This is a genomic window from Parcubacteria group bacterium (genome assembly GCA_016186325.1).
Taxonomy (GTDB): Bacteria; Patescibacteriota; Minisyncoccia; order UBA10092; family UBA10092; genus JACPHB01.
On record JACPLW010000010.1, the window covers coordinates 12,468 to 38,251 of the forward strand.

A 25,784-nucleotide genomic window follows, 5' to 3' on the forward strand; every position below is an offset into this window, starting at 1 on the left:
AAGGTTCACGAGTTGGCGGTTTCGCATTTTCTTTAGGGGTAAGATTTTTTAATTATATGAGTCAGAAGAGATTTGTAAATATTGCAATAATTATCGGAGTAATTGTTATCGCTGGAATAATCGGGTATTTTGTTTTGAGCCAACAAACAACGACCCCGCCAGTATCGACTCCTGCCTCAACAGTTTCGTTAGGGCAAGAGTTCACTTTAAAAAAAGGTGAAACTGCTCGCGTGAAAGGTTTGAATGTTTTTTTGGAGGTAAAAGATTTCATATATTCTCCATGTCCGGAAGATTCTCAGTGTGTATGGAGCGGACTTGCCGTAGTTTACGAACTTACCGTTGACGGAAAAGTTTACGGTAGTTCATTTGATAATCCGCCCCACGAAGCTCCATATGATGTTTTTGTTAAGAAAACCGATTACAAAACTTACGCTACTTTCATAATCAACACTCCGCAAGTTAGTTGCGTTAGCCGAAGCGGGGTATCACAAGACGAGTGCTGGCGCGAATTGTCAAAAAGATTTAGCGATCAAAATTACTGCAGCAAAATCCAAAATCTTCTCACCAAAGATGCTTGTTTCGAAGATTTAGCAGAACAACTAAGCAACAATAATCTGTGCCAAAGTGTTACATCTCCAAAACATTACTGCCAGTACTTAAAATTGGTTTCGCAAAATGCTTTAGCGCAATGCGACAGCATAATTATTTTCCACTGGCGTGTTAGTTGCTTCAAAGAAATTACCAAGAAAACCGGTCAAGGAATAAATGCCTGCGACGTTTTGGAACCTAGCAAAGCGATAATTTGCAGGGAAGCAATTTCCGGACCGGATTACTAGAATTTGCTGCCAAGGACTACCACAACATAAAGTCCTGTACTTTATTACCGATGTCGTACAGGATCTCTTGGAATACATCTAGCGGGGCGGAGACAATACCGGCAATGAGGTTAAGGACGGATGAACCAGACGCGGACGCGGGTGGAATTACAGTAATTTGCAACGTATGCTGCTGCAAAACTTCGTTGTTGGGGTCCAATGCTCTTAATCTTGCTCTGACGATTTGTTGTTGACCGGTTGTGTTTTCAAATTCAACAGTCTGAATTCCGCTCGTCTTTATGACCTGCCCCTTGTTGCACAGGTCTGTGCCGGCTGTTTTTATGCCGTTCGGACAAACATATCTGAGCTGCACTTTTTCATATTGATTAACGGAGTGGAATACCGCGATATTTTCACCGGGCGCTCCTCTGGTATCGGGAATGTAGAGAGATAACATTGGAGTGTCGCTCGGACCTACTCGCATGATTTTACCCGCCCGTTCAGCAACTCCGGTTGCAGAAATTCTGACTCTCGAACGCTGTCCTACCCCGCTTGTTCGTTCCGGAGCATATTGGAGCGTAAGCGGTATTAGATTTGCCGCCGTACTGACATCAACCGTAATGGTGAACTCCCTGCCTTCTCCTCCGTCTCGAAGCAGCATCTCTGGAATTTCGATAACTGCCGATTCCGGGCCAGTTTCCGCCACTTTTTGGCCACGGTGCCATACAGCTATTTTTTCTACAACCTGTTTTTCCGTTTCGTTAAGACGGAGAGCAATTTTGCTTAACATAATATCCTCGCCTCTGGCTGAAACCTGTATTCCGGCTATCGGTACGTTTTTTGCGCCGGCAGGAATAGTAAGAGCGCGAGGAGGCGAAGTGACTGCTTCCACCTGCATCGTGCCGGGCTCTAAAATAGTTTTTGAAACGGTTACTTGTATCTCATTGCTTTTTCTATTTTCGATTGATACATAAACCTGATATTTTCCCGGTATCGTGACAGTGGGGATAGTGAATCTTATAGTTTTACCGTCAGGAGAAATATCATTTGGTGTCAGAGAATTGCCGTTAAACACTACCGTTGATCCGGTCTCAAAGCCGGAACCTGACAACGTTAATTCCGAACCGGCGTATGCAGGTGAAGGCGAAGCTCCCGAGATGGTAATTGGAGTCGTGGTTGCGAGGTCAGAGGTTAACCACGGCTGGAAGGAAAATGTTCCCGACCCTGTCCCGCTGCAGTTTGTGGAAGCATTATAGAGTTTGCCGCCTGTCCCTTGGGGATTTGAAGGATGCGCCGGTCCGCTTGCGTTTCCCCACCAGTTGGACCGGACATCCAGCGCGGTGTTGTAACACAGGCGTATCGCGGTGCCATTTGCCGTGAAGGAGTTATTTTTAATAGTGGGAGTATTGTAGGCGTTATCAAGACGGATTGCATCCTTGAATCCATTTAACCTGTTATTTCGTAGCGCGGCTTTCGAGTTCATGGGAGGAGACCAGTATTGGCTGCCGTGGAACCAAAATCCAATCGTGACCCAAGAGATACCGTTAAAAATATTATTTTCAGCGGTCACCGTCCCGCCACGAAGCATCACGGCAACTGAACTTGCTAGATAAGCAACTTCTCCCTCAAAAACTCCATCATTACTTGTTGTATTATTGGTGATTGCGCCTGTGAAACCCCTATTTCCGTAAATCCAGATTCCAGCTTGACAATTAGTTAAGGTGTTGTTTTCGATCTTATACCAATCGGCATCGGGGGGAACATTGATATTTGAAAAACTGATGCATCGCGCCCGAATCGGGTCTCTGTCGGTAGGGAATGTTCGATACCCAAAACCCTGTATGGTATTGCCGGAGATATTGGCTAGGGCGTTGTACTCGACATCAATTCCTGTCTGGCCGTTCTTGATAAAAGTTTGCCCTTCAACTACCGTGCCGGGATTGGTAATCCGTGATGGCCCTGCGCCGATGATTTCGTTATTGGAAATAATGGCTTTGTTTCCCGCGCCTTCAACTCTTATTCCTTTGCCCCCAAAGTCCAAGATCCTGTTATCTTTGATGGTCGCATCTGCCGTGGCCCCTGTCCTGTCGCCTATCCGGAGTGCCGTGCCTCCTCTGCCGTCTGTTAACCCCGGTCCCTTAATGATGTTGCCTTCGATTTGCGCCCGCCCTCCCAAGTGTATGTAAATTGCGGCTGTTAGGGTGGTAAAATCTCCCTCAATTTTTAACTTTTTCAACGTCGCTACCCCTCCCGTTTCTCTAATCTCTACGATCGCCGGGCGGGAGATGCCCGTCGGGCGGCGCAGGATTGTCGTGTTGACGTTTGCTCCCTCAATCGCAACGACTTTATTGAGTAGTACGTATTCATTATACGCGCCGGGCGCTACCAAAATTGTTTGTCCCCTGGAAGCGGCATCAATAGCCCCCTGTATAGTTCGATACGTCGTCCCATCGTTGCAAAGCGGCGTCGCCGGAGTGGAGTCCGGGCAACTTCCGTTCACATTTAACGAAGTTACCTGGGCGTCGGCTTTTGAGAAAAGGAAAAGAATGCTTGAGAAACATGCGATGAAAAAAAGGCTAGCCGAGACATATTGCGTTAAGCCAAGTTCGGTGCGTAATTTCTTGATATTTTCCCTAATTACTTTTTCACTTGTCATGCCTGTGTACTATTAATAGTAAAATGAGATTATTACCCTTATTACCATACTATAAAATACTATAAAATAAAATAAATTTAATCAAATTTGGTGTAGTATTTGCTGTGGACAATAAAATGTCCTTCTTTATGGTATATTTTTAGCATAAGAAAAATGAGAAATTTTTTGCTTCTTTCAACGCTGTTTTTTGCCCTAGGCATCTTTTCTGCCCCGCTCTATTCCTCTGCCCAGGAACTTATTAAAAACAACAGCTTTGAGACGGTGATCGGTACTCGTTCCGACGGCAAGGGCCATAACTTTTCGGACTGGGTCGAATCGCCCCAAACCGGCCGAACGGACGCTACAAGCGACGCGCAAAGCGGCGCGCGGGCGATAAAAATTACCGATGGGACGAGCACGAATCCTGTCGTGCGGCAGGCAGTGACGCTCGCTCCGCTTACTTCTTATATTCTTGAGTGGTTCGGAAAGACCAGTGCGGCAGGTACGCTTGACACGGGTATCTCCTACACGATAGGCGGCGACAACTACTTTCTTCAGGATTCCGCAGACGCCTCAACTTGGAATACGACCGTAAATGCAATTCTCGATGCCTTAAGAATTGTTTCCTCGCCTTCTTGGGTCAAAAGAACACTGAGCTTTACGACGCCGAATTTTTCGGGAAGTTACACATTCCACTTCCGCTCTATCGGTGGGAATGGAACATACGGAATTCTCGATTCCGTTTCTCTCATCAAACAGAGTACAGCCCCAGTTTTCTCCTCTGTCTCCGTCACGAACGTGACTGATTCTTCTGTCCGGGTAACCTGGACCACTAATATCCCCGCCTCATCGCAAGTTGAGTGGGGATATACGACAGATTACGGGTTCAGAACCTCATTCGACGGGACACTTTCCACATCGCACACCGTAACCGTTACGAATCTACCGCCGAATGTTCCGCTGAATCTCCGGGCGATCTCGAAAGTCGGAAGCGGGCCGGAGGGGAAGAGCACGAGTCAGACCTTTCGGACGCAGCGGGCGTACATTTGCGGTGACGGCGTATGTTCGACGAGTAAAGGAGAGAACGAACTCGTATGCGGAAGGGATTGCCGAACTGCGAATAGCTGCACAAAAAATCTAGTCGGCGCTTATGGCGTTGGGACGGATCCGGAAGGACCTCCCGGGCCTTCCTCCACTGCTCGCCTTGCACATGAGCTTGGTGTCCGATTCGCAATGACACGTGCCGATGATCTTGGAATTGACGCGGAAAATTATGACATAGGTGCTCTCATGAGCGTCGTAAGATTCATCATCAAGATGCAGGTCCGGTCAAATATCAGCGCGACAGATAGAACAATCCCCGTAGAATCGGTCGCGCGGGGAGCGACGCCTGCAGAATTGTTTTCTTTTCGTCCCCTGTCTCTGCCCGCAGAGTTCAGCATCGAATGGGAAGAAGTTCGCTGCGCCGGATTTACCAATGCGCCGGTAAGCAGCTTTACCGATTGTGAACGAGGTATAAACGGAACCTACGCGAAATCGCACACAGAAAAGACGGTCATATTGCCCCATAAAGAATTGGAGGATTTTATGCGGGAAAATGCGAATGGGGGCCAGATCGGGTACTACGCAAAAGACGATAGTCCGCATGGACCATATATGGCTGCCTCCCAGAAAATGTACGCGATCATCAAGCGGTTCGATAATAAGCCAGTTTTTTCGGGACACGGCACGGGAGCAGTATGTAATAACAACTTACGGAACAACACCGGACATGGGATGTTCGACGGTATTGCTACCTATATTTATCCGGGAAGCAATGCTTTTGACGATGACGCAAGGTGCGGACATGAGGACCGAACGACTGCTACCCAGTTCGTACTGGACCAGTACCAATCACTCTTCCAGCAAAAACTTGGCTATATGCCTCCGGTCATCGGCATCTATCAAGGCTTTGCACGAGGAAATGACTATTTGATGCCGTCGCTTGCACAGATGAAACAACAAATTGATACATATTTTACTCGTGGAGCAAACGCGATTGGATTCTTTACTATTTATCGAGCGAGAGAAGGACATGAGAATCCCTACAATAACTCCTCGATCCGCGAGATGGTGCGGGAGGCAAATAAGTACGCCGTCCAGAAATTCTGTCCCGCTTCGAGCGTTGTCGTGCCCCAAATTCTTTCTCCGCAAGCGGGACAGGCAGTCTCCACACCTGTTCAGCTTCGTTTCAAGCCGAGCGGAACATTTGGTTCGTACAAGTGCGAAGTGAAATTGAACGATACGCCCAAAAACGTCGTAAGCGCTCAGAATAACGTCGTCTCCGAAGTAAATATCGCGACATCGGAGACCGGAAATTCCGCAATCATCGTCCGCTGTTGGAATGGCTCGGCGCAGAATGAATCGAGAGTCTCTTTCCAAATCAGCGGATCTACTATAACCCCCGTCATTTCCTCCATCTCCGCCTCTTCGATCAGCTCCACAACCGCATCGATAAACTGGACGACCAATAAGCCCGCCACTTCAATAATCGAATACGGAACTTCCGTCTCCTACGGAAAAACCATCTCAAGCTCCGTTTTGGTGAACGCGCATTCTCTCCCCCTCATCGGCCTCCTTCCGAACACCCTCTACCACTACCGGGTAAAGTCCAGAGATGCTTCCGGCAATGAAGCCGTCTCCCCGAACTATACCTTCCAGACTTTAGCCGGAACAACAGCAGACACCACCCCTCCCCAAATATCTGATATAAACGCCGCAGTCTCCACCTCTTCCGTTACCGTAACCTGGACGACGAATGAGTTTGCGGACTCGAAGGCGGAGTACGGACTGTCCGCTGTTTACGGCTTCCTCGTTTCTTCTCTTACCCTCACATCCTCCCACTCTCTCGTTCTTCCAAATCTCTCTCCAGACACCCTCTATCACTACCGGGTAAAGTCCAAAGACGCGTCAGGAAATGAATCCCAATCTTCGAACAATACCATCCGTACTGTTTCCGACACCCCAGGGAGTTGCACTCCAAGCTCAATCAACAACGGAACAGTCTCTCCCTATCCCTCCTGCGTGTATATCAGGGAGGAGGGAATCCGCCACCGCCTCCTCCACAACCCCCGACTCCCAATCTCGATGCAGTAAGGCTTGAAATCCTATCCGTCCAGAGAGCGGTTCTTGAAATAGCCGTACTCTCCCGGACAAATCCCCGTGATCCAACTTTGGCCTCCCGCATTGCGGAAGCGAGAACGAGAATCCAGGCGATTCTGGTTCAGCTTGCGTCTCTGACTCCATCCCAGGCCCGGTTCACGAGAAACCTCTTTGTGGGATCGAGTGGAGCGGATGTGAAGCTCTTGCAGGAGATCTTGATACGGGAGGGAGTCTACTCGGGATCCGCAACCGGATACTTCGGAAGCTTAACGAGAGAGGGAGTTAAGGCCTTCCAGAGGAAATACGGTATTGTCTTTTCAGGAGACGAGCGAACAACAGGATATGGCATGGCGGGACCGAGAACGAGGCAGAAATTGGAGGAGAGGAGGTAGAGAAGATTTTTCATGAATCGAGAACGCGCTTGAGGCGCGTTCTTGCTTGGGAGTTGTAGGGCGAGTCTACGGCGGCGCTTTCTTTTAACGGAGATTGACAAGAATTCGAAAAATGAGTAGTTTATGGTAAAGAAAAATTTTAGTTCTTTAACAAGGAGGTTGAAATGGCAAAAAGCAAGAATAAGCGCGGGCCTCCGTTAAGCGGTGATCATTTAGTTGATTGGCATTTTCGGCTGATACTGGATGCTATTCACAGGCAAATGGTTTCGGTTAAAAAGAAAAAGATTTTAACCAATCCGGATCATAAAGATCCTCAAAAAAGACGCGAGACTCTTTATGGTCTTTATGACTACGAAACAAAAGAAGTTTTTATTAGCGCGTCAAAGTGCAAACATCCGACAAAAATGAGCATGGTCAGAGCTTTAATTCATGAAATTTATCACAAAATAACTCCCGATGTTTTGGAAAAAAGGGTTTACCGAATTGAAAATATTCTAATGATAAGATTTACCGATGAACAAAAAAGATATTTAAAAAAGTTTATACCCAGACATGAAGTTAAAAAGGGGCCTACACCCAAAGAATAAAATAAATCCCGCCCTTCGATAAACTCAGGGCGGGGTTATTATTTTTTTGATATACTACAACAATATGATTTACATCCCTCTTGATAAATGGGCCCTGCGGGCTCAAAAAGAAGGCTATGTTGCCCGTTCGGCTTATAAACTGCTTGACATTGACCGCCGTTTTCACATATTTAAAAAAGGCGACTCGGTTTTAGATTTGGGGTGTTCTCCCGGAAGCTTCGTTCAGGTGGCAGCGGAAAAAATTGGTTCGAAAGGATTTATTGTCGGAGTTGATACCGAACCGCTTAAGGTAAATCCCCGCACTAAAAATTTGAGAGTGGGGGCGCGCTTTCTTTTTATAAAGAAAGATGTCTACGACAGTGACTTGATTGTCAAAATAAAAGAGATAGCAACTAAGAAGTTTGATGTCGTTTTATCTGATCTCTCGCCAAAAACTTCCGGCCAAAAGGATATTGACCAATGGAAATCCCATGAATTGGCTTTGAGGGTTTTAGATATTGTAAAAACGGAATTAAAAGAAAATGGCAGAGCTGTTATAAAAATTTTTGAAGGTCCGGATACGCCGGAAATTATTAAGCTCTGCAAAGAAATTTTTAAAAGTGTCGTCTTAATAAAGCCGGAAGCGTCGACCAAGGGAAGTAAGGAGGCATATATTGTAGCTATTGACCCCGTTAGAAGTCCGACAAGTCGGCAGACGCCGTCGGCGTCTTACTTCTAACGGGGTTGACAAAAGATAAAAGGTATAATAGACTCCTAAGTGGAGTTCAGCTCCGACGCTTTCGGTCGGAGCTCCGACCTTTGACGCATTTGGTCAAAGCGTCGGAGTAATGACCTTTGGTCCGCCGGTGCGCGGGCTTTAATTTAATCCCCCACCCTTTCTTGATTCGCTTTCAATAATTCCAAGCATATGAAAAAAATAAAGTCCAAAATTTCAGCAAATAAATTTAAGCCTTTTATAAAGGTCGCAAACTTTAATTTATCAAGAAAGGGTGGGGGATGGATTTAAAACAATTTGCTTCGGCTTTAAACCAGATTTCGGAGGAAAAGGGCATTTCACCGGAAAAGGTTATTGAAACTATTGAGATGGCTTTGGCCGCAGCTTATAAAAAAGAATACGGCGAAAAAGGCCAGATTGTCCGCGCCAAATTTGATTCCAAAACCGGCGACGTAACATTTTCGCAAATAAAGATCGTGGTTGATGAGTCAATGCTTAAACCGGAGGAGGAAGGCGAGGAGTCGGAATCTTCCTTCGCTCCCGCCTATGCCGAGGCCTCGGCGGGCAAGGAATCTGTGGAGGGCGAGAAGAAAATCCGTTTCAATTCCGAGCGGCACATCATGCTTGATGAGGCGAAAAAAATCAAAAAGGATGTTGCCGTCAGAGATGAGTTGGAGTTTGTGCTGGAAGCCCATGAAGATTTCGGCCGCATTGCCGCTCAAACCGCCAAACAAGTAATCATTCAAAGAATTCGTGAAGCGGAAAGAGAAGCGATTTGGAATGAATATAAAGACAAAGAAGGCGAACTGGTAAGCGGCATTGTTCAGCGCGTTGAACTTCGCAACATTTTCATTGATTTGGGCAAAACGCTGGCTATTTTGCCGCGCGAAGAACAGGTTTTGGGAGAAAAATATAACATTGGCGTCAGAATGAAATTCTTCCTTTTATCGGTAAGCTCCGATCCCAAGGGTCCGGGCATTGTTTTGTCGCGTTCGCATCCAAAAATGATTTCTCGCCTTTTTGAACTTGAAGTTCCGGAAATTGTGGCAGGAACAGTTGAGATAAAATCAATCGCCCGAGAAGCCGGTAATCGGACTAAGATTGCCGTAGCGTCAAGCGAAGAAGGTATTGATCCGGTGGGCTCTTGCGTCGGCCAGAAAGGTACGAGGGTATCTGCCGTGATTTCTGAAATCGGCAGTGAAAAAATAGATATTATTGAATGGTCGGAAGATCCGGAAGTCTTTGTCGGCAATGCCATGTCGCCGGCTAAAGTTACTAAAACCGAAGTTATGCCGCGCCGCCATACGGCCAGGGTTTTTGTCCCGGAAGACCAAATATCTTTGGCTATCGGCAAGGCCGGACAAAATGTGAGATTAGCCGCCAAGCTTACCGGCTGGAAAATAGATGTAGCGGGCGCGACACTTACCGCGGCCGGAATTAAAGAAGGCGCCGCCCTTAGTGACTTGAAAGGTGTCGGAGAAAAAACTGCCGAGGTCTTGCGCGAGGCCGGCCTTAATACTCCCGAAGACATTGGTAGTTCTACGATTGAAGATTTGACTAAGATTGAAGGTATCGGAGAAAAGACGGCGGAAAAAATAATGGAATCAGCCAAAAAATTATTGGAAGATAAAAATTCAGCGGAAACAAAGTCATAAGCCCTATGGATACCCTAATACCATTCGTAATTGAAAAGTCGGGCGGCGCCGAACGCGCTTACGATATTTATTCCCGTCTTTTGAAAGAAAGAATAATTTTTCTTACCGGGCCGATTAACGATGCTGTTGCCAACACGGTTATTGCCCAGTTGATTTATCTTGATAATGAAGACTCCAAAAAAGATATTTATCTTTACATTAATAGCCCCGGGGGAATAGTAACGTCGGCTTTGGCGATTTATGACACGATGCAGTTTATCAAGCCGGATGTGGCCACGATTTGCGTCGGCATGGCGGCGAGCGGCGCCGCTCTTATACTTAGCGGCGGGAAACACGACAAAAGATTCGCTTTACCAAACGCCGAAATACTGCTTCATCAAGTTATGGGAGGCGCGCAAGGGCAGGCGGTTGAAATGGAAATTGCCGCGCGCCAAATTATTAAAGTTAAAAACCGTATCAACCAGATTTTAGCCAAACACACCGGCCAGCCGCTTAAAAAAATAGAAAAAGACACCGATCGGGATTTTTACATGACGCCGGAAGAAGCCAAATCCTACGGCGTAATTGATAAAATAATAAAAACGGTAAAATAAAAAAACAATAAAAATACTTTCCGAAGCTTATGAAAGCGTTTTAGTACGGTTTCACCCCGCAGTTGCGGGGTGAATAAAATACTTTCATCGGACAGCGAGTCCCGCGCTGGCGGGACGAGCGCGCGAGGAAAGTATTTTTATTGTTTTTTTATTTAATATTTAATTGTGGATAGTTTATTTTGCGGTTTTGTCATATAATTATCAGTATGCTTGATAAGGAATTTTTAAATGTTGATAAAGTAATTAACCAGTTTGATATTGAATCGAATGCGATTATTGCCGATTTTGGCGCGGGGCACGGATTTTTTACCATTGCTTTTGGAAAGATTGCGGCGCCTTCCGGCCAGGTTTTTGCCGTAGACGTTTTACCACAGGCGCTTGAGGCTGTAAAATCAAAGGCACGGCTTGAGGGGCTTTTTAATATAAAAACAATACACGCCAATTTGGAGAAGCCGAACGGTTCGACATTAGAAGGTGAAAGCTGTGATTTTGTTTTTATTGCCAATGTTTTGTTTCAGGTTCCGGATAAGCCAATGCTTTTAAATGAAGCGCGTCGGATTTTAAAGCCTGACGGTCGGCTGGCTGTTATTGAATGGAAGCCGTTCACTTCAGTCGGGCCAAAGAAAGAATATCGCTTAACCGAAGAAGACTTAAGGCAAATAATTTTGGCGGCCGGTTTTAATGAGATTAAAACAATTGATGCCGGCAGTCATCATTATGGGTTTATATTTAAAAAGATATAAGCAATTTTATGAATATAGGTAACTACCAAATAACCAGGGGCCAAATAGTGATTTTCGGTGCGGTTTTTATTATTGTCATCCTTCTTATTTTAGGGTTTATTGTCGGCTCAAAGCCGCCGGCACAGCAGGTAGTAAATCTGGAATTTTGGGGCCTATACGATGACGGCTATTCCATTTGGCAGCCGTTTTTTGATGCCTATCGCAGAGAAGGTAGTGCCAATGTTTTTATCAATTACACCAAAATGAATCCCGATACTTACGAACGTGATTTAATTGAGGCCCTGGCTAGCGGCAAGGCGCCCGATATTATAGCGTTTCATTCTTCCTGGCTTCCCAAGCATGGGAATAAGGTTTCTCCTGTTCCAGAGACTCTAATGACGCTAAGGCAGTTCCAAGAAACGTTTCCCGATGTTGCCGTTACGAACTTTATTTCTAAAAATCAGATTTATGCCATTCCGGTCTGGACCGACGTTTTAACAATGTTTTACAATAAAGATTTATTTAATACTGCGGTAATTGGCACGCCGCCCAAAACATGGGATGAGTTTATAAAAGTAATACAAAAACTTTCTGTAAAAGATAAATTCGGCAATTTTACAAAATCCGGAGCGGCACTCGGTACCGCGGATAATGTAAATAACGCCGCCGATATTTTAAGTTTGCTGATGCTTCAAATCGGCGCCAAGATGGTAAGCGACGATGGGCAAGGAGCGACTTTTGACCAGAGCGTTACGGTTAACGGTAATTTATTTCTTCCGGGAGAATCGGCGTTAAGATTTTATACCGATTTTGCTAATCCAAAATCCAGCGCCTACTCTTGGAATGACAAAATGCCGGATTCTTTTGAAGCTTTTATCACCGGGAAAACCGCCATTATTTTTGACTACGCGGTTAATATGCCGGAAATAAAAAAGAGGGCGCCGAATTTGCGCTTGGGCATAGCAGCAATGCCTCAGCCGGCCAATGCTTCAAGGGATGTTAATTACGCCAGCTACTGGGGCTATGCCGTGCCGCTGGCCTCAAAAAATTCTCAAGCCGCTTGGCAATTTCTCCTTTATTTGACCAGGAAAGATATAAATCAGTCATTTTCAAACGCAGTTCTGCGGCCGGCTTCAAGAAGAGATGTAATAAGCGAAGAACAAACATCCGCTGATTTGGGCATTTTTGCCGAAGAAATTCTTTCGGCAGTCAGCTGGTATCAAGTTGACCCAATGGCAATTAAAAAAATCTTTAAAGATATGATAGATGCCGTTGTATTGAGCGGCGATAAGCCAGCCGATGCCTTAAGAGACGCGGCGAGCAAGGTAACGTTTTTGATGAGGAGGTAGTGCAAATTTCTAATTTCTAATTTCTAAACAAATCCCAATGTCTAAATTGAAAAATCTAAAATTGTTTGCCGTTCTTTTTCTTTTTGCCATCGCGATAGCTGTGCCGGCGCAGGCGCAGGTTATCGGTAATCTTGATTTTCTCAAGGGTATTGTGCCTTGTGGGACTTCTTATACTGGCAATACTCCATGTACGGTTTGCCATTTTTACAAACTGCTTCAGAATATCATCAACTTCATGCTTTATGTAACGGCGTCGCTTGTCACGCTGATGGCGGTTTATATCGCTTTTCTTTTCCTTTTTTCCGGAGGGTCGCCATCAAAAATTACGGATGCTAAAAGCAAGTTATGGCTTCTCGTTTGGGGCACCGTTGTTGTTTTGGGTTCCTGGCTATTGATAAATACCGTTTTAAACTTTGTGGTTAATCCGCAGGTGTTTCCCATGCCCTGGAATCAAATTAGTTGTGAGATTAGCCAATTACCAAGTAGAGAAAACTTTGTGTCGCCATTGCCTGTTAATAACTATTACTTGTAATTATCCAGATAGTGTGCTATAATGGACCCTATAGACATATGAAGCGGATTCTTATTTCATTCTTTTTGTTTTTTTACTTTATGGTTGCTATCGTTACGGTATCGGCTCAAACAATTAGTATTCCCAATCCTCTGGTATCCGGCGACATCCCGACTTTAATTGATAAAATCGCCTCCTGGCTTTTGGGAATAGGGACGGTCTTGGCGACTATCGTGATTTTATGGGCGGCCTTTCTCTTTATGACTTCCGGCGGGAACAAAGACAAGGTGACTCAAGCCAGACAGACATTGTGGTACGCGGTAATCGGCCTTACGGTTTTACTTTTAGCTAAAGGCGCGACACTGTTTATTCAAAATACTTTAAGCGGTAATTTCTAACCCATTCGACAAGCTCGGGGTTATACTGTAAAATCGAAGTATAAATTAAAAAATTATTAAAATTAAAGTAATATATTATGAAAGAAAAATTTTTTAAGGGAGCGATCGTTGGCGTCGGTTTGGGCATGGCTTTATTGCCGTTTCTAGCGTTAGCAGCTACAGTGCTGCCGGGACCGATTATAACCAACCCCACACAGATTTCTGTATTGATTCAAAAAATTCTTAGTTGGATAGCCGGTATTATAATGGTGATTGCCGTGATTATGCTGCTTTTTTCGGCAATTTTGTACTTAACGGCCGGTGGCAGCGAAGATAGAGTTGGAAAAGCCAAAAGCTATTTGCTTTACGCTATTGTTGGCATTGTGGTGGCGCTTCTCACTTTCTCGGTTCAGCCATTTATTACTGCTGTTTTAGAGGGAAGGTTTTAATCAAGGCAGACAAAAACCAACCCCGCCCCGAGCTTTGTCGAGGGGCGGGGTTTTGTTATCCCCATTTTGTCCCCAAAACTATTGATGTCGGACATCAATAGTTTTGGTGGGTTTACAAAACAGCAGAAAATGGTATAATTTTACTCTAAATATGCGCCCGTGGTGAAATGGCAGACACGCTAGCTTTAGGAGCTAGTGCCGAAAGGCGTAGAGGTTCAAATCCTCTCGGGCGCACTTTCATCGTCTCGTTGCCTGTATAGAGAAATGGAACTTTTTGTTGGTGAAAAATTAAATCTTCTGAAAAAGAAACAGGTTTTGAGGTGGTTGAAGAGAGGTTCTAATTAGCTATTGCAAAACCAAATTTGTTATGGGACATTAGAATAAGTTTGGGCTCTTTTGAAAATCAAGAAAGGATAAGGGATGTGGATAATAATTCTCATTCTGTTACTTTTGGGAGGTTGTACGGTGGGTAAAACTCAGGACCTTTTTGAGGGAGAGTTTGTGATCAAATCCGATGGTATCTATACCTATGCTCATTATTACGGACGCCCGGAAAGTAAACGAAGCGTCGTAATCGTAGGCATGAACCACGGCGGCGATAAGGAATACTTTGAGCAAATAGTAAAGCTTCTTGCAGATGTAGAGATTGTGTTGTATGAGGGTTTACCGCCCGAACAAGAAGAAACAGCTGAGGAAATTGAAAAAGAGGAACAGGAAGATTTGCTGAATCTTGCGAGTGAAGATGTAGACGAGGCATTCTATGCTGCTATAAGGAGTTATTTCCGAAAAGCCCATAAGTTTTTACGGCTAGTTGGGGAGGGCAGTGCCTTTGATTATTCAAAGACCGGTTGGGAGTCTGGAGATGCGGAGTTTTTCGTGAGACTGAAAAATGATGAAAAATTGCAGAAATTTATGGCGGAACGCAGGAATGATCTTGCTCAGTTAACACCAGAGCGGAAAAGAGAAGTGGTAGAATTTGTCAGGAAAGCTTTGAAAAGCATTGAGAGTGGGCAGTTCACAAAAAAGGATTTTGGTGATGGCTTTGTTTTTTTCTGGTCTGATCAGAAACTCGCGAGCATATTCCTTGATGCGCTTGGCAAACCACGCGACGAGATTGTAATGGAACATTTTGACAGGATCATAAGCGAGAAAAATCCACACACCATTGGAATTAAGTTTGGAGCGGCACACATCGCTTATCAAAGGAAGTTGTTAGAACAGCACGGATACATCCTGAAGCGTTCGGTCGAACTAAAAAACATTGCTTTTTGAGAACGGCACTGCCCGTTCTTTTCTTTTTTATGAATGAGCTTTATGTATGTAGTGCGCATCCCGCCATAGCGGGACGCCGCAAGGCATGGGAGTTCAAATCTCCCCCCGAGCACAAAATAAGAATAACCCCGCAGCTCCGACGCATACTGGTCGGAGCCCCGACTACAACGTCGGGGCTGCGGGGTTATTCTTCATGGTGTTTTATTTCTATCTTTTTGGTTTTGGTTCTTTCTGATTTCGGGAGTTTTATAGTGAGTACGCCGTTTTTCAGAGTAGCAATTGATTTATCGGTTTGAACGTCAACCGGCAGAATTATTGAACGGGAAAACGGTCCCCAATAACATTCCTGATAAAAATAATCATCTTTGATTACAGACTCCTCTATTTCCCGCCGACCGCGAACGGTCACCATATCATTAGTAATAGCAATGTCTAAATTTTCCGGTTTGACTCCGGCAATGGTGGACTTTATTACAATATCGGCGGGCGTCTGATAAACATCAATAGAGAGCTGTCCCTCTGTTTCGCCCGATTCCCAATTATTGATTTTTTCCATCTCTTCTTTTTCTTTCATAATTTTCTTTTCGTTTTGGCCGTTATCAGAGGCATTTATCGGACCGATTAATTTTTCTAAAAAAGACATAATGCTAAAAGTTTCTCTCGCTTTGCGAGATCTGGCGAAGCCAGATAAATCCTAATTCCTAATTTCTAAACTAATTATACTTTCTGTTCGGCCGCCGCGTCAACCCCGTTAGAAGTTTATTTTCAAAAACATTAAATATTTTAATGTTTTATCAGTTTTAACTGAATCAACTCTATTTTAATTATCTGTTAGATTTCTAACGGGGTCAACTGTTATTTGTTGATAAGTTTTATAGTGCTTGAGGCGATGGAAAAGATAGATAACTAAAGCCGCGGCACCGCCCAAGGTAATACCGGTTAAAAATACGCGCAAAAAATCATTCTCATTAGTTATGAGAAAATTGTAAATGCCATGAAGAATTACAGCACTAAAGAGTCCAACAAGAATTAAGCGCGCGTCTTTTTTTACGAAATAATAGACAGCGAAAAAGTATCCCGCAATCCCGGATGCCAAGCCGTGCAATGCTACGGCACTTATAAATCGTAAAGATACAAAATTAAGGGTTTCGCTTACGTAGCCGGGCGTGCCAAGCGGTATGTATGAAAAAATAGCAAAAACATTTTCTATTGCCGCAAAGCCTAAAGCGGCGGTAATGACGTAAATCATGCCATCAACCGGCTCGTCTAAAATCGGATTTTTGTTTAAAGCAAGATGAACCGCGCCGTATTTTGACGCCTCTTCTACTAGCGGCGCGATAAAAATCAAAAGCAGGATGCTTTCTATAGCAGGCAACAACTCAAAGTAACCGAAAAATCTCGACAGAACCATTTCAAGAAAAATTACAAGCGGCGCCAAAGCGACGCCCATTAAAAATATTGTAAAAAGCCAATATCGCGGCTCCGGGTGGTCGTCTTCCCTAAGATAAAAAAGTAGCCAAATCAAACTGGGAAGAACGGCTAGAATTATCGTTGGTATTAATGCGGACGGTTCTTGATTAAGCATTTTATTTCGGCCATTCTTCAATCATAATCGGTTTTCCCCGACGCTTTCGGTCGGGGCTCCGACCCCCGCTTTGCGGGGCGTCGGAGTTATTCAATATTCCCCAAATTTCTTCGGTTAAAAAAGGAAGAAAGGGGTGGAGCAGTTTCAATAAATCTTCGTGGACTTTTATAAGGACTTCTTGAGTTTGCTGTCTTGCTTTTTCATCGGCAAGCTCCGACGCTTTGGTCGGAGCTCCGACTTCTTCAGAACGTCGGAGCTGTTTTTTTGCGGTTTCAATATAAATATCGGCGTATTCGTGCCAGAAAAAATCGTAAAGTTTATGAAGTGCCTGTCCAAACTCGTACTTTTCTATCCTGTTGCCGACTTCAACAATTGTTTTTTTGAGACCACTTAAAATTTTCTTATCCGCTTCAGTTAAATTTTGATTTTTGCTTGCCCGCCGAAGCCTTGGCGTAGGCGGGATTTTTGAATTCACGTTTTGTTTTACAAAACGCGTGGCGTTCCATATCTTATTACAGAATTTTTTGCCGGTTAACATCGCATCTTCATTAAACCGAATGTCCTGACTGCCGAGATTTTGGTACATCATACCGAAGCGAGTAGCGTCAGCACCGTATTTTTCAATTAAATCAATCGGGTCAACACCGGTACCTCGAGATTTAGACATTATTTTACCTTCTTTATTAAGAACCGTAGCGTGAATGTGTGTGGTGTTAAAAGGTGATTGGCCTGTAAATTCCAATCCTGAAAAAATCATTTTGGCAATCCAAATATCTCGAATATCTCTTGCTGAAGTAATAAAGTCGGTAGGATGGTATTTTTTAAGGTCGTTTGTTTTGTTGGGCCAGCCAAGTGTCGCAAAAGGCCAAAGCGCCGAAGAAAACCAAGTATCCAAAACATCGGTTTCTCCCTCTAAAGGAATTTTGTGACCCCACCAAAGTTGGCGGGAAATATTCCAGTCCCTTTCATTTTTAAGGCGATTTAATAAAACTTTCTCCCATTTTTGCGGGTGAATAATTGTTTTTTTCTTTTTTATTGCGTCAATTGCCAGTTTGGCAAGCTTTTCCATTTTCAAAAACCATTGCTCGGACGGCAGAGGTTCAATGACCGAGTTACAGCGGTCGCAGCGGGCGATATTGTGCTCGTAATCTTCTATTTTTTCAATTAACCCGATGGCTTCAAGGTCTTTAACTATTTGTTCGCGCGCTTCAGTCACTTTCATTCCCTTATAGCGCAAGCCGGCGTTCTCGTTCATTCGGCCGTGTTCATCAATTATAGTGATTGAAGGTAAGTTATGACGTTCCGCGATTTCAAAATCCGTTATATCGTGCGCCGGCGTAACCTTAATAATGCCGGTTCCAAATTCCGGGTCCACAGATTTATCTGCTATTACCTTTATTTTAATTTTTTTGGTTTTAGCCGGCTGATTATTCGGCAAATCGTTGTCTATAGATTCTATCTCCAAATCTTTTCCCCAGTATTTTTTGTAACGTTTGTCATTAGGGTGTACCGCTAAGGCAGTGTCGCCAAGTTTAGTTTCCGGTCTAGTCGTGGCGAGGGTGAGCGGTCCGTATTTGATAAAATAAAGTTTTGCGTGCTCCGGTATGTAGTCAACCTCTAGATCAGAGATTCCCGTGGCGCAGCGGACGCACCAATTAATAACGCGCTTGCCGCGATAAATCCAACCTTTTTTATAATAATGATTAAATGCTTCCACGACGGCTTTGGAGTAATCAGAATCCATAGTATATCTGGTTCGTGACCAGTCCGAGGATATGCCCAGCAATTTTAATTGGTCAAAAATAATATTGCCGTATTTTTCTTTCCACTCTTTAACTTTCTCAACAAATTTTTCCTGGCCTAGATCTTGGCGGCGCAAACCTTCTTTGCGAAGTTCTTTTTCAACAACATTTTGGGCAGAAATGCCGGCGTGGTCTATGCCCGGAAGCCAGAGCGTTTTAAAGCCCTTCATTCTTTTCATTCTCACCAAAATATCAACCTCGGTATTTTCCAAGACGTGGCCCATATGGAGCGAGCCGGTGATATTTGGCGGCGCCATCATCACCGAAAATTTCTTTTTTCTTTTTACGGCTTGCCCCGAAGAAGGCGGCGGCAGTTTATCAGGATTAAAAAAGCCCGATTCTTCCCAGAGCCGGTAAATTTTATCTTCAACTTCTTTTGGGTTATACGGAGAATCAAAGTTCATAGCCTAAGGTTAGCATCTGCGACTATTTTTTTCCATGAATCTTTTTGCGGTTTTTTCTTGAGATAATTAAAATAGCCGGCGGCGGCAATCATCGCGGCATTGTCGGTGGTGTAAGACAAATCGGGAACAAGCAACGGGATTTTATAGGATGCGATTTTTTTCGCCATTTCTTCGCGCAGTTTTCTATTGGCGGACACGCCGCCGGCAATCATTACTGATTTTGGATTGAAATTTTTCACCGCTTTAAGCGTTTTAGCGATTAAAACATCAACTATCGCATTCTGAACTTCAAAAGCCAAAGTCGGTCTGATTTTAGAAATCGGATATTTTTTTATCAAATCATTATACAGATACAAAACTGCGGTTTTAAGTCCTGAAAAAGAAAAGTTATGATTATCAGAATTTATCATCGGCCGAGGGAGTTTAATTTCGAATTTAGAATTTCGAATTTCGAATTTGTTTGTGATTTGTGATTTGTGATTTGTGATTTTTGATGCTTCGGTGGCGATAGCGGGACCGCCGGGGTATCCGAGGCCTAGAAGACGCGCCGTTTTATCAAAAGCCTCTCCGGCCGCGTCGTCAAGTGTTTGGCCTACAATTTTATATTGGCCGTAGTTTCTCATTAAAACCAGCTCAGTGTGCCCGCCGGAAACGATAAGAATTAACGCGGGAAATTCAATTTTTTTTGAGATTTGTCTCCCTTCGGTAGATCCCCCGTAGGGGGAAGATTTGTCTCCCTTCGGGAGATCCCCCGTAGGGGGAAGATTTGAGATTTTTCCAATTGGCGGCAGCCAATTGGAATAGATGTGTCCCTCGATATGATTGACGCCTATAATAGGTTTTTGCCACCTATAAGCTGGGGCCCTAGCGAAATTGACTCCGATTAAAAGCGACGGCACTAGTCCCGGTCCCCGCGTTACCGCAATCAGGTCAACTTTCTCACTATTGATGTCGGACATCGATAATGCGGCGTTGATTGTGGGGCCGATTTTTTCAAGATGGGCACGACTAGCGAGATTGGGAACGACTCCCCCGAATTTCTTGTGAATCGCCACCTGGGAATAGGAAACATTTGATAAAACTGAAAAATAAGGGTTATCAAATCCTCCCTTTGCTTCTATAATCGCCGCGGCAGTGTCGTCGCATGAAGTTTCAATCCCTAGGATATGCATACATTTGTAGCGCCAGCGGGATTTGAACCCGCGTACTCAGCTTGAAAAGCTGATGTCCTGGACCAGGCTAGACGATGGCGCCATTCCGTCTATTTTATCGGATTTTTTTAATTTTGACAAATTGCTTTTTTAAAATTATTATGTGTAAGTGCAGTTGACGCCGGTGTATTTTTATGTAATGATTTCTGGTACTTTGACGGCTCTTTTACAACCTGAAAAGAGGGGAGCAAAATGCCTGAAGAACTTGACCGATCTGATGGGCCGATTAATGTGGAGCAACTCTTATTAGAGCTTCGCGATATTAACCTAAAAATTCCCCATGTTAAGCCGACAGAAATTCAAGAGCAGCTTCGTGAGTCGGCGAAAAAATTGCGCGCGAAGTTAGAAGAGCTTTTTAAGAGAATTGAAAACGATCATGAAAGGCGAGTTCATCTTACGCAGGCTTTAGAGAGGGCTTCGGCTGAAATTGAAAGACTTACGGCTCCGCCCCTTCCTTATGGTTATGTGGATCGCATTCACGATGATGGCACGATTGATGTTTTTATTAACAAGGATAATAGAAGGCGCGTTAATGTCTCTCCAGAAGTTAATGTTAAAGAATTGAAAACCGGTCAGCGGGCGCTCTTAAGTAATATAAACTACACCATTTTAGAAATTGATGAGGAATGGGAAAAGATTGGAGAAGAAGGCAAGGTCTCTGCTCTTCTAGGTGAAGACATAGTGAGAGTGGTCACTCATCTTGATGAAGTTCATGATGTAATCTTAGCCGCGCCTTTGAGAGAACAAAAAATTCGCGAAGGCGATTCCCTTCTCATTTTTGGAAATTTTGCTTTTGCTAAGTTACCCAAAGCAGAAACCGATGAGCTTCTGCTTGAAAAAGTGCCCGAAATTGGTTTCGCCCAAATCGGCGGCTTGAAAAATCAGGTTGAAATACTGCTTGAGGCCATTGAATATCCGGCGCTTTATCCGGAATTGTTCGCGCTTCATAAGCTCAAGCCGACTAAGGGCGTCTTGCTTTACGGGCCTCCCGGTTGCGGCAAAACACTTTTGGCCAAAGCCGTGGCTAACTTATTGGCGCAGAAGACGCGTAAGAAAATAGGCGATGCAAATATCTGTGCTTATTTCATCAATATTAAAGGTCCGGAACTTCTTAATAAGTGGGTTGGCGAAACAGAGAGAAAAATCCGCGAAGTATTCCAGCGTGCCAGAGAAAAGGCGGTAGAAGGCTCCCCCGTTATTATCTTTTTTGACGAATTTGATTCTCTTTTCAGAACCCGCGGTTCGGGGATTTCTTCCGATATTGAGTCAACTGTCGTGCCACAGTTTTTATCCATGTTGGATGGCGCTGAGGAGCTTAATAATGTCATTGTTATAGGCGCCTCCAATAGGCAAGACCTAATTGATCCAGCGATACTGCGCCCCGGCCGTTTTGATATCAAGATTAAGGTTGACCGGCCTGATGAACTTGGCGCCAAAGAAATTCTTGGAATTTATGTTACTCCCGATTTGCCTTGGGGCGAAGATTCCGAAGGCAAGTCGTATGTTGGCCAGAAATTTCATTCGGTTGTTAACCGTTTGCATGGCAATAAACCATATAGCGTTGATTTAAGTACGCCGGAACTAGTAGTTGAACACATGATCAAGGTTATTGTTGAATATTTGTATTATGTCGGTCCGCCGATTGCTTGGACTGACAGGCGCGGCAACCAGCATGAATACAACACCGAATGCATTGAAATTACTTGGGCCGATGGAGAAAGGAAAATGTTATATGTTAAGGATATTTTGGTTTCCGGTGCCATGATTGAAAGCATCGTAAATCGCGTTAAGAAAATAGCCATTAAACGCGCCGTCACTGGTAAAGGAGGCATTAAAATGGTTGATTTTTATACGGCCATAAGAGACGAAATCAAAGAAAGCAGTGACTTGCCGAATACCAATAATCCTGATGATTGGGCCAAGATCATCGGCCAGCGTTCGGAGAGCGGCCAGCGGATTGTTAATGTCCGCCCCATTATTGGGACACAGAGGGTGGCTAGTTCCCGGAGTACAGAACATGTTGTTACTACCGGCCAATATTTGTAATAAAGTAAACATCCGCGCAAATTGCGCGGATATTTTATTTCTGATACCATGTTTTAAGTGATTTGTACTTTTAAAAGAGGAGAAATCAAATGCAGGTCCTTGTTTCAGATATCGACTATTATGATGGCTACGGAGATTTTTCAGACCTTTTTTATCGATGTTTGCCCAGACGCCGTTTTAACCGGATACGCTATGAGCTTCCTATGGTTTTTGGAAGCGAAACAGAATTTGGTTTGACATACAGCAGGGTACTCGATAAAGAAAAGGCAAAATTTTTTCCGGTAGATTCTCCGGAGACAGTTTTTCTCCATATTATTAAGAAAGTTGCCGAAAAAACAAAAGCCTTTGCGCGCGATCCGGCATCGCCATGGTTAAGAAACGGACTAAATCATTTTGATCGGATCAGCATTGGTAAAATAACCGAAGCGGCGATTTCAGACGATATTTCCTGTCTTCCCGTTAAGCTTAAAAAAGCAGTTGAAAGAACAGGACTATCGGCTAAAGATTTTTATTTGGGAGAAACAGGAATATTTTTAGAAGAAGGCAGCCGTCTTTACATCGACGGTCCGCATTTAGAATCGTCTATCAGTGAATGCCGGGAACCGGGCGAAGTAGTTTGTCATGAAAAAGCAATGGAGAATATTATTACCGGAGTTTTACCTGAACTGGAAAATGAGATCGGTCGTGAAATTGTTATTCTTAAGGATAATACCGATAGGCACGGCAACAGTTATGGCTGTCATACAAACTATCTGCTTATGCTGGAATTTTTCAATCGGCTTTACGTAAAAAACGAATGGAGCGATGCTTGGTTAAGTTTTATTACCTCCGGCATAATTGTTACCGGCAGCGGTAAGGTCGGCTATGAATGCTATAGCGAGCCGTGCGACTACCAAATTTCTCAAAGAGCCGATCATTTTATGAGAATTTTAGGCAGCGGTACGATGTATTTTCGTCCGCTTATCAACTTTAGAGACGAACCGTTGGCCGACAGAGCGAAATACGGCCGTTTTCATGTAATTTTAGATGATTCCAATATGGCCGAATGGTCCATTTATCTTAAAATTGGCACTAAAGCGCTGGTTTTAAATATGCTTCAGCATCAATTTTTCGAAGGTGGAAAAACTATCAAGTATAAAGAGCTTTTTATAGATAATCCGATTGAATCTCTAAAATTCATTTCCAGGGATTTGACGTGTAAGAAGAAAGTCCTGTTAGCGGACGGCAGTGAAAAATCAGCTCTTGAAATTCAAGAGGAATGGCTAAGTATTGTTGAAGATTTTTATTCAGGTTCTGATTCTTATCCTTTTTGGATTTCGGATGTTATAGCAAAATGGAAATTAACTCTACGGTGGATTAGAGATGATGATGACAATCTTGATTCGGTTTTGGACTGGCGGATTAAACTTTCCCTCATCAAAGGTATAAAAGAAAAATATGCCAAAAGAGGAATAACTCTTGATTGGCGAGATGGTCGGATTAAAGATTTAGACTGCCTTTACCATAGTTTGGGTCCCAAAGGTCTTTACAATTGCGCTTTAAAAGCGGGTCACATTGAAAGAATTGTAACAGATGAACAAATTGAAATAGCTAAAACTGAGCCACCCGAAAACACCAGAGCATGGCTGCGCGGCCGGTTTATAAGGCACTTTTTGCCACATCTTGTCGATGCCAGCTGGGAGCTCCTGTCTTTTTATATTAAAATCGGTGATTTTGAAACATTGGTGTCGCTTAAGATGGACCCGCTCTGCAGTACGCGCCATAAGGTGGGCGAGTTGTTTACAGAAACAGACAGTTATGAAAGTTTTTGCAAGAGGTTTCTTTCCATGTATTTAAGTGGTAGGAGTCTTTTTTAAAGTTTTAAACCCCTTCGTTTCGAAGGGGTTTTACGTATAAAAACCAGGATATGGCAATTTTCTTAAAGCTACGTTAAGATATAAAAAGTCATTTTTATTCTTTAACAACTTATTAAGATAGGAATGAGAGTGCTATGAGAGATCGAGTCATGGGAGGCGAAATCGAATGGCTTGGTAACTTTAGGCCCAATCCTAACTGCCGATGGCAGGAAGCCGGGAACCTGTTTGAATCAATTAAAGCATTTCTTTGCAAAAAATATAGTATTAACAATTCTGGAGAGTTATTTCTTCCAAACGGCTCTCGTTTTTACCATGAGTCAACGGGTAATCATATTGAGACCACGACCCCCGAATGTGGAAGCGCAAGAGATGTCTTAAAATACGAAAAATGGCAAGAGCGCTTTATGTGCCGACTTTCAAAAGAACTGAAGGACAGTCTGGGAGAATTCGTGTTTCAAAAAAAGAACAGCAGTGATAATTTAGCCGATACCCGCGGCTCTCATGAGAGTTATTTGTCCGATAAAATGTTTAGTGATTTACTGAGTTCTGCTCAAGCAAGATTATATTCTATGCCCCCCACTATGGACCCGCGGCTTAATTATCTTATTCTGTTTTTAATAACACGTCAGATTTTTACCGGTAGCGGCGGCGGCATTTTAAGCTGCCAAGACAACAGTCGCAACGATTATGTAATTTCTCCTAGGGCTTATTTCATTGAGACGATTTTTAGCTCTTCATCAACCAGCTCGCGGCCGATTATTCACATTCGCAAAGAAGCGTTAGCCGATGACTCCAAATATTGGCGCAATCATTTTATTTTAGGCGATGCTAATATGGCCGACCTTTCAATCTTTCTTAAATTCGGAACGACAAGCGCCGTTTTGGAGATGATCGAGGAAGGTTTTTACGATAAGACATTGAATATGTTTGATCCTCGTGAAGCTGCCAATCTATTTAAAAAAATCTCCGGCGATTTAACCCTGCGAAACGTGCCAATTCGTTTGGTGGGTGGCGGAGATGAAGGTGTTATAGGAATCCAAAAACGATTCTGCCAAGATTTCAAAAGATACCTCGGCTATTCCGGTCAAGGCGGAGAAAAATTAGAAATTGCGCAAAGATGGTGGGAGATTTTGGAATGCCTGCAAGGGGACGATGAAAAAGTTTATCGGGAGTTAGATTACAAGATTAAGTTTAGGCTTTTAAATGACTATATGACGGCAAGGGGTCTTTCTCTTTCTGATAACAAGGTTAGGATGCTCGATCTTGACTACCACAGTTCGGATCCGAAAAAAAGCTTTTATTACTTGTTAAAGAATCGTCCGAGTTCTAAATTTGAAAGTTTGGTGAGTGAAAGTAAAATTTTGGAAAGAGGGGGCCTACCTCCAAATACCAGGGCTAAGTTAAGAGCTCAAATTCAATTGCTTCTTGAAGAATTAGACATGTCTTATAGTTTAAATTGGGATTTGGTGTCGTTCAAACCCATTGGTTCAGATGTACCTGAAAGAAAATTACACTTACCAGAACCGCGCGTTTCATCATTTGACGGTCTAAATTTTGAAAAAAACTATGATGCCATAGATTATCTAAACTCTTTAAAGCCCGGCGCTATTAAAATTCGTAAAGCCCCCTAGGGCTTTTATTTTTTAAACTTCCAGCCTTCATGTTTA

Annotated in this window: 21 protein-coding genes and 2 tRNA genes; 17 read left to right on the forward strand and 6 right to left on the reverse strand. The window is 43.7% G+C overall.

Annotated features, from left to right (window positions below; all coding sequences use genetic code 11):
- Positions 1–56: 56 nt before the first annotated feature.
- The gene (locus tag HYW79_02975; protein MBI2635481.1) at positions 57–836 is read left to right on the forward strand and encodes a hypothetical protein; all 780 of its coding nucleotides are present in this window, start codon (positions 57–59) and stop codon (positions 834–836) included.
- A 16-nt stretch (positions 837–852) separates the two neighbouring features.
- Here the strand turns inward: HYW79_02975 and HYW79_02980 are convergent, their stop codons facing one another.
- Complete coding sequence (locus tag HYW79_02980; GenBank protein ID MBI2635482.1) at positions 853–3,471, reverse strand: right-handed parallel beta-helix repeat-containing protein; 2,619 nt, start codon at positions 3,469–3,471, stop codon at positions 853–855.
- A 99-nt stretch (positions 3,472–3,570) separates the two neighbouring features.
- Here HYW79_02980 and HYW79_02985 point away from each other — a divergent pair, with 99 nt between their 5' ends.
- The 13 genes from HYW79_02985 (at position 3,571) to HYW79_03045 (ending at position 15,213) form a co-directional block, all read left to right on the forward strand.
- On the forward strand, positions 3,571–6,585 hold the full coding sequence (locus HYW79_02985) for a hypothetical protein (GenBank protein ID MBI2635483.1): 3,015 nt from the start codon (positions 3,571–3,573) through the stop codon (positions 6,583–6,585).
- Between the two features lie 209 nt (positions 6,586–6,794).
- On the forward strand, positions 6,795–6,983 hold the full coding sequence (locus HYW79_02990; protein ID MBI2635484.1) for a peptidoglycan-binding protein: 189 nt from the start codon (positions 6,795–6,797) through the stop codon (positions 6,981–6,983).
- 164 nt (positions 6,984–7,147) lie between these two features.
- Positions 7,148–7,570 carry a hypothetical protein gene (locus HYW79_02995; GenBank protein MBI2635485.1) on the forward strand — a complete coding sequence of 141 codons (423 nt, stop codon included), beginning with the start codon at positions 7,148–7,150 and terminating at the stop codon, positions 7,568–7,570.
- Positions 7,571–7,634: 64 nt separating this feature from the next.
- On the forward strand, positions 7,635–8,288 hold the full coding sequence (locus HYW79_03000; GenBank protein ID MBI2635486.1) for an RlmE family RNA methyltransferase: 654 nt from the start codon (positions 7,635–7,637) through the stop codon (positions 8,286–8,288).
- Between the two features lie 278 nt (positions 8,289–8,566).
- On the forward strand, positions 8,567–9,940 hold the full coding sequence (nusA, locus tag HYW79_03005; protein MBI2635487.1) for a transcription termination/antitermination protein NusA: 1,374 nt from the start codon (positions 8,567–8,569) through the stop codon (positions 9,938–9,940).
- 5 nt (positions 9,941–9,945) lie between these two features.
- A complete protein-coding gene (locus HYW79_03010; protein MBI2635488.1) occupies positions 9,946–10,533 on the forward strand; it encodes an ATP-dependent Clp protease proteolytic subunit in 588 nt (195 codons plus the stop codon).
- A gap of 206 nt (positions 10,534–10,739) precedes the next feature.
- Complete coding sequence (locus HYW79_03015) at positions 10,740–11,276, forward strand: class I SAM-dependent methyltransferase (protein ID MBI2635489.1); 537 nt, start codon at positions 10,740–10,742, stop codon at positions 11,274–11,276.
- Between the two features lie 8 nt (positions 11,277–11,284).
- The gene (locus HYW79_03020) at positions 11,285–12,604 is read left to right on the forward strand and encodes an extracellular solute-binding protein (protein ID MBI2635490.1); all 1,320 of its coding nucleotides are present in this window, start codon (positions 11,285–11,287) and stop codon (positions 12,602–12,604) included.
- 37 nt (positions 12,605–12,641) lie between these two features.
- Positions 12,642–13,136, forward strand: coding sequence for a hypothetical protein (locus HYW79_03025; protein MBI2635491.1), 495 nt, complete (start codon positions 12,642–12,644; stop codon positions 13,134–13,136).
- A gap of 80 nt (positions 13,137–13,216) precedes the next feature.
- Positions 13,217–13,513 (forward strand): hypothetical protein, encoded by a 297-nt coding sequence (locus HYW79_03030; GenBank protein ID MBI2635492.1) that lies wholly within the window; start codon positions 13,217–13,219, stop codon positions 13,511–13,513.
- Between the two features lie 77 nt (positions 13,514–13,590).
- Entirely contained in the window at positions 13,591–13,941 is a 351-nt protein-coding gene (locus HYW79_03035) for a hypothetical protein (GenBank protein ID MBI2635493.1), read from the forward strand.
- A gap of 153 nt (positions 13,942–14,094) precedes the next feature.
- Positions 14,095–14,175: transfer RNA gene (locus tag HYW79_03040), tRNA-Leu, on the forward strand.
- 231 nt (positions 14,176–14,406) lie between these two features.
- The gene (locus HYW79_03045) at positions 14,407–15,213 is read left to right on the forward strand and encodes a hypothetical protein (GenBank protein MBI2635494.1); all 807 of its coding nucleotides are present in this window, start codon (positions 14,407–14,409) and stop codon (positions 15,211–15,213) included.
- Between the two features lie 184 nt (positions 15,214–15,397).
- Here the strand turns inward: HYW79_03045 and HYW79_03050 are convergent, their stop codons facing one another.
- The 5 genes from HYW79_03050 to HYW79_03070 all read right to left on the reverse strand — a co-directional run bounded on the left by HYW79_03050 (position 15,398) and on the right by HYW79_03070 (position 20,258).
- Positions 15,398–15,856 carry an Hsp20/alpha crystallin family protein gene (locus tag HYW79_03050; protein ID MBI2635495.1) on the reverse strand — a complete coding sequence of 153 codons (459 nt, stop codon included), beginning with the start codon at positions 15,854–15,856 and terminating at the stop codon, positions 15,398–15,400.
- Positions 15,857–16,033: 177 nt separating this feature from the next.
- Positions 16,034–16,798 carry a PrsW family intramembrane metalloprotease gene (locus tag HYW79_03055; protein ID MBI2635496.1) on the reverse strand — a complete coding sequence of 255 codons (765 nt, stop codon included), beginning with the start codon at positions 16,796–16,798 and terminating at the stop codon, positions 16,034–16,036.
- A 1-nt stretch (position 16,799) separates the two neighbouring features.
- Positions 16,800–19,004, reverse strand: a complete 2,205-nt coding sequence (locus tag HYW79_03060) for a valine--tRNA ligase (protein ID MBI2635497.1) — start codon at positions 19,002–19,004, stop codon at positions 16,800–16,802.
- Positions 19,001–20,176: a tRNA (adenosine(37)-N6)-threonylcarbamoyltransferase complex transferase subunit TsaD gene (gene tsaD / locus HYW79_03065; protein ID MBI2635498.1), complete on the reverse strand. Its 1,176-nt coding sequence runs from the start codon at positions 20,174–20,176 to the stop codon at positions 19,001–19,003. The genes HYW79_03060 and tsaD overlap by 4 nt, the downstream gene beginning before the upstream one ends.
- Positions 20,177–20,183: 7 nt before the next feature.
- A tRNA-Glu gene (locus HYW79_03070) sits at positions 20,184–20,258 on the reverse strand.
- Between the two features lie 149 nt (positions 20,259–20,407).
- On the opposite strand from HYW79_03070, the gene arc reads away from it, so the two are divergent.
- From arc to HYW79_03085, 3 genes are all read left to right on the forward strand, one after another.
- Positions 20,408–22,261 (forward strand): proteasome ATPase, encoded by a 1,854-nt coding sequence (gene arc / locus HYW79_03075; GenBank protein ID MBI2635499.1) that lies wholly within the window; start codon positions 20,408–20,410, stop codon positions 22,259–22,261.
- An 89-nt stretch (positions 22,262–22,350) separates the two neighbouring features.
- A complete protein-coding gene (locus HYW79_03080; protein ID MBI2635500.1) occupies positions 22,351–24,117 on the forward strand; it encodes a proteasome accessory factor PafA2 family protein in 1,767 nt (588 codons plus the stop codon).
- Positions 24,118–24,251: 134 nt separating this feature from the next.
- Positions 24,252–25,748: a proteasome accessory factor PafA2 family protein gene (locus HYW79_03085; GenBank protein ID MBI2635501.1), complete on the forward strand. Its 1,497-nt coding sequence runs from the start codon at positions 24,252–24,254 to the stop codon at positions 25,746–25,748.
- The last annotated feature ends 36 nt before the right edge of the window (positions 25,749–25,784 follow it).

Excerpts from the sequence above, each read along its gene's own strand:
- HYW79_02975 (MBI2635481.1), top strand. The coding sequence starts at position 57 with ATGAGTCAGAAGAGATTTGTAAATATTGCAATAATTATCGGAGTAATT.
- HYW79_02980 (MBI2635482.1), bottom strand. The coding sequence starts at position 3,471 with ATGACAAGTGAAAAAGTAATTAGGGAAAATATCAAGAAATTACGCACC.
- HYW79_02995 (MBI2635485.1), top strand. The coding sequence starts at position 7,148 with ATGGCAAAAAGCAAGAATAAGCGCGGGCCTCCGTTAAGCGGTGATCAT.
- HYW79_03000 (MBI2635486.1), top strand. The coding sequence starts at position 7,635 with ATGATTTACATCCCTCTTGATAAATGGGCCCTGCGGGCTCAAAAAGAA.
- nusA (MBI2635487.1), top strand. The coding sequence starts at position 8,567 with ATGGATTTAAAACAATTTGCTTCGGCTTTAAACCAGATTTCGGAGGAA.
- HYW79_03010 (MBI2635488.1), top strand. The coding sequence starts at position 9,946 with ATGGATACCCTAATACCATTCGTAATTGAAAAGTCGGGCGGCGCCGAA.
- HYW79_03015 (MBI2635489.1), top strand. The coding sequence starts at position 10,740 with ATGCTTGATAAGGAATTTTTAAATGTTGATAAAGTAATTAACCAGTTT.
- HYW79_03020 (MBI2635490.1), top strand. The coding sequence starts at position 11,285 with ATGAATATAGGTAACTACCAAATAACCAGGGGCCAAATAGTGATTTTC.
- HYW79_03025 (MBI2635491.1), top strand. The coding sequence starts at position 12,642 with ATGTCTAAATTGAAAAATCTAAAATTGTTTGCCGTTCTTTTTCTTTTT.
- HYW79_03030 (MBI2635492.1), top strand. The coding sequence starts at position 13,217 with ATGGTTGCTATCGTTACGGTATCGGCTCAAACAATTAGTATTCCCAAT.
- HYW79_03035 (MBI2635493.1), top strand. The coding sequence starts at position 13,591 with ATGAAAGAAAAATTTTTTAAGGGAGCGATCGTTGGCGTCGGTTTGGGC.
- HYW79_03050 (MBI2635495.1), bottom strand. The coding sequence starts at position 15,856 with ATGTCTTTTTTAGAAAAATTAATCGGTCCGATAAATGCCTCTGATAAC.
- HYW79_03055 (MBI2635496.1), bottom strand. The coding sequence starts at position 16,798 with ATGCTTAATCAAGAACCGTCCGCATTAATACCAACGATAATTCTAGCC.
- HYW79_03060 (MBI2635497.1), bottom strand. The coding sequence starts at position 19,004 with ATGAACTTTGATTCTCCGTATAACCCAAAAGAAGTTGAAGATAAAATT.
- tsaD (MBI2635498.1), bottom strand. The coding sequence starts at position 20,176 with ATGCATATCCTAGGGATTGAAACTTCATGCGACGACACTGCCGCGGCG.
- arc (MBI2635499.1), top strand. The coding sequence starts at position 20,408 with ATGCCTGAAGAACTTGACCGATCTGATGGGCCGATTAATGTGGAGCAA.
- HYW79_03080 (MBI2635500.1), top strand. The coding sequence starts at position 22,351 with ATGCAGGTCCTTGTTTCAGATATCGACTATTATGATGGCTACGGAGAT.
- HYW79_03085 (MBI2635501.1), top strand. The coding sequence starts at position 24,252 with ATGAGAGATCGAGTCATGGGAGGCGAAATCGAATGGCTTGGTAACTTT.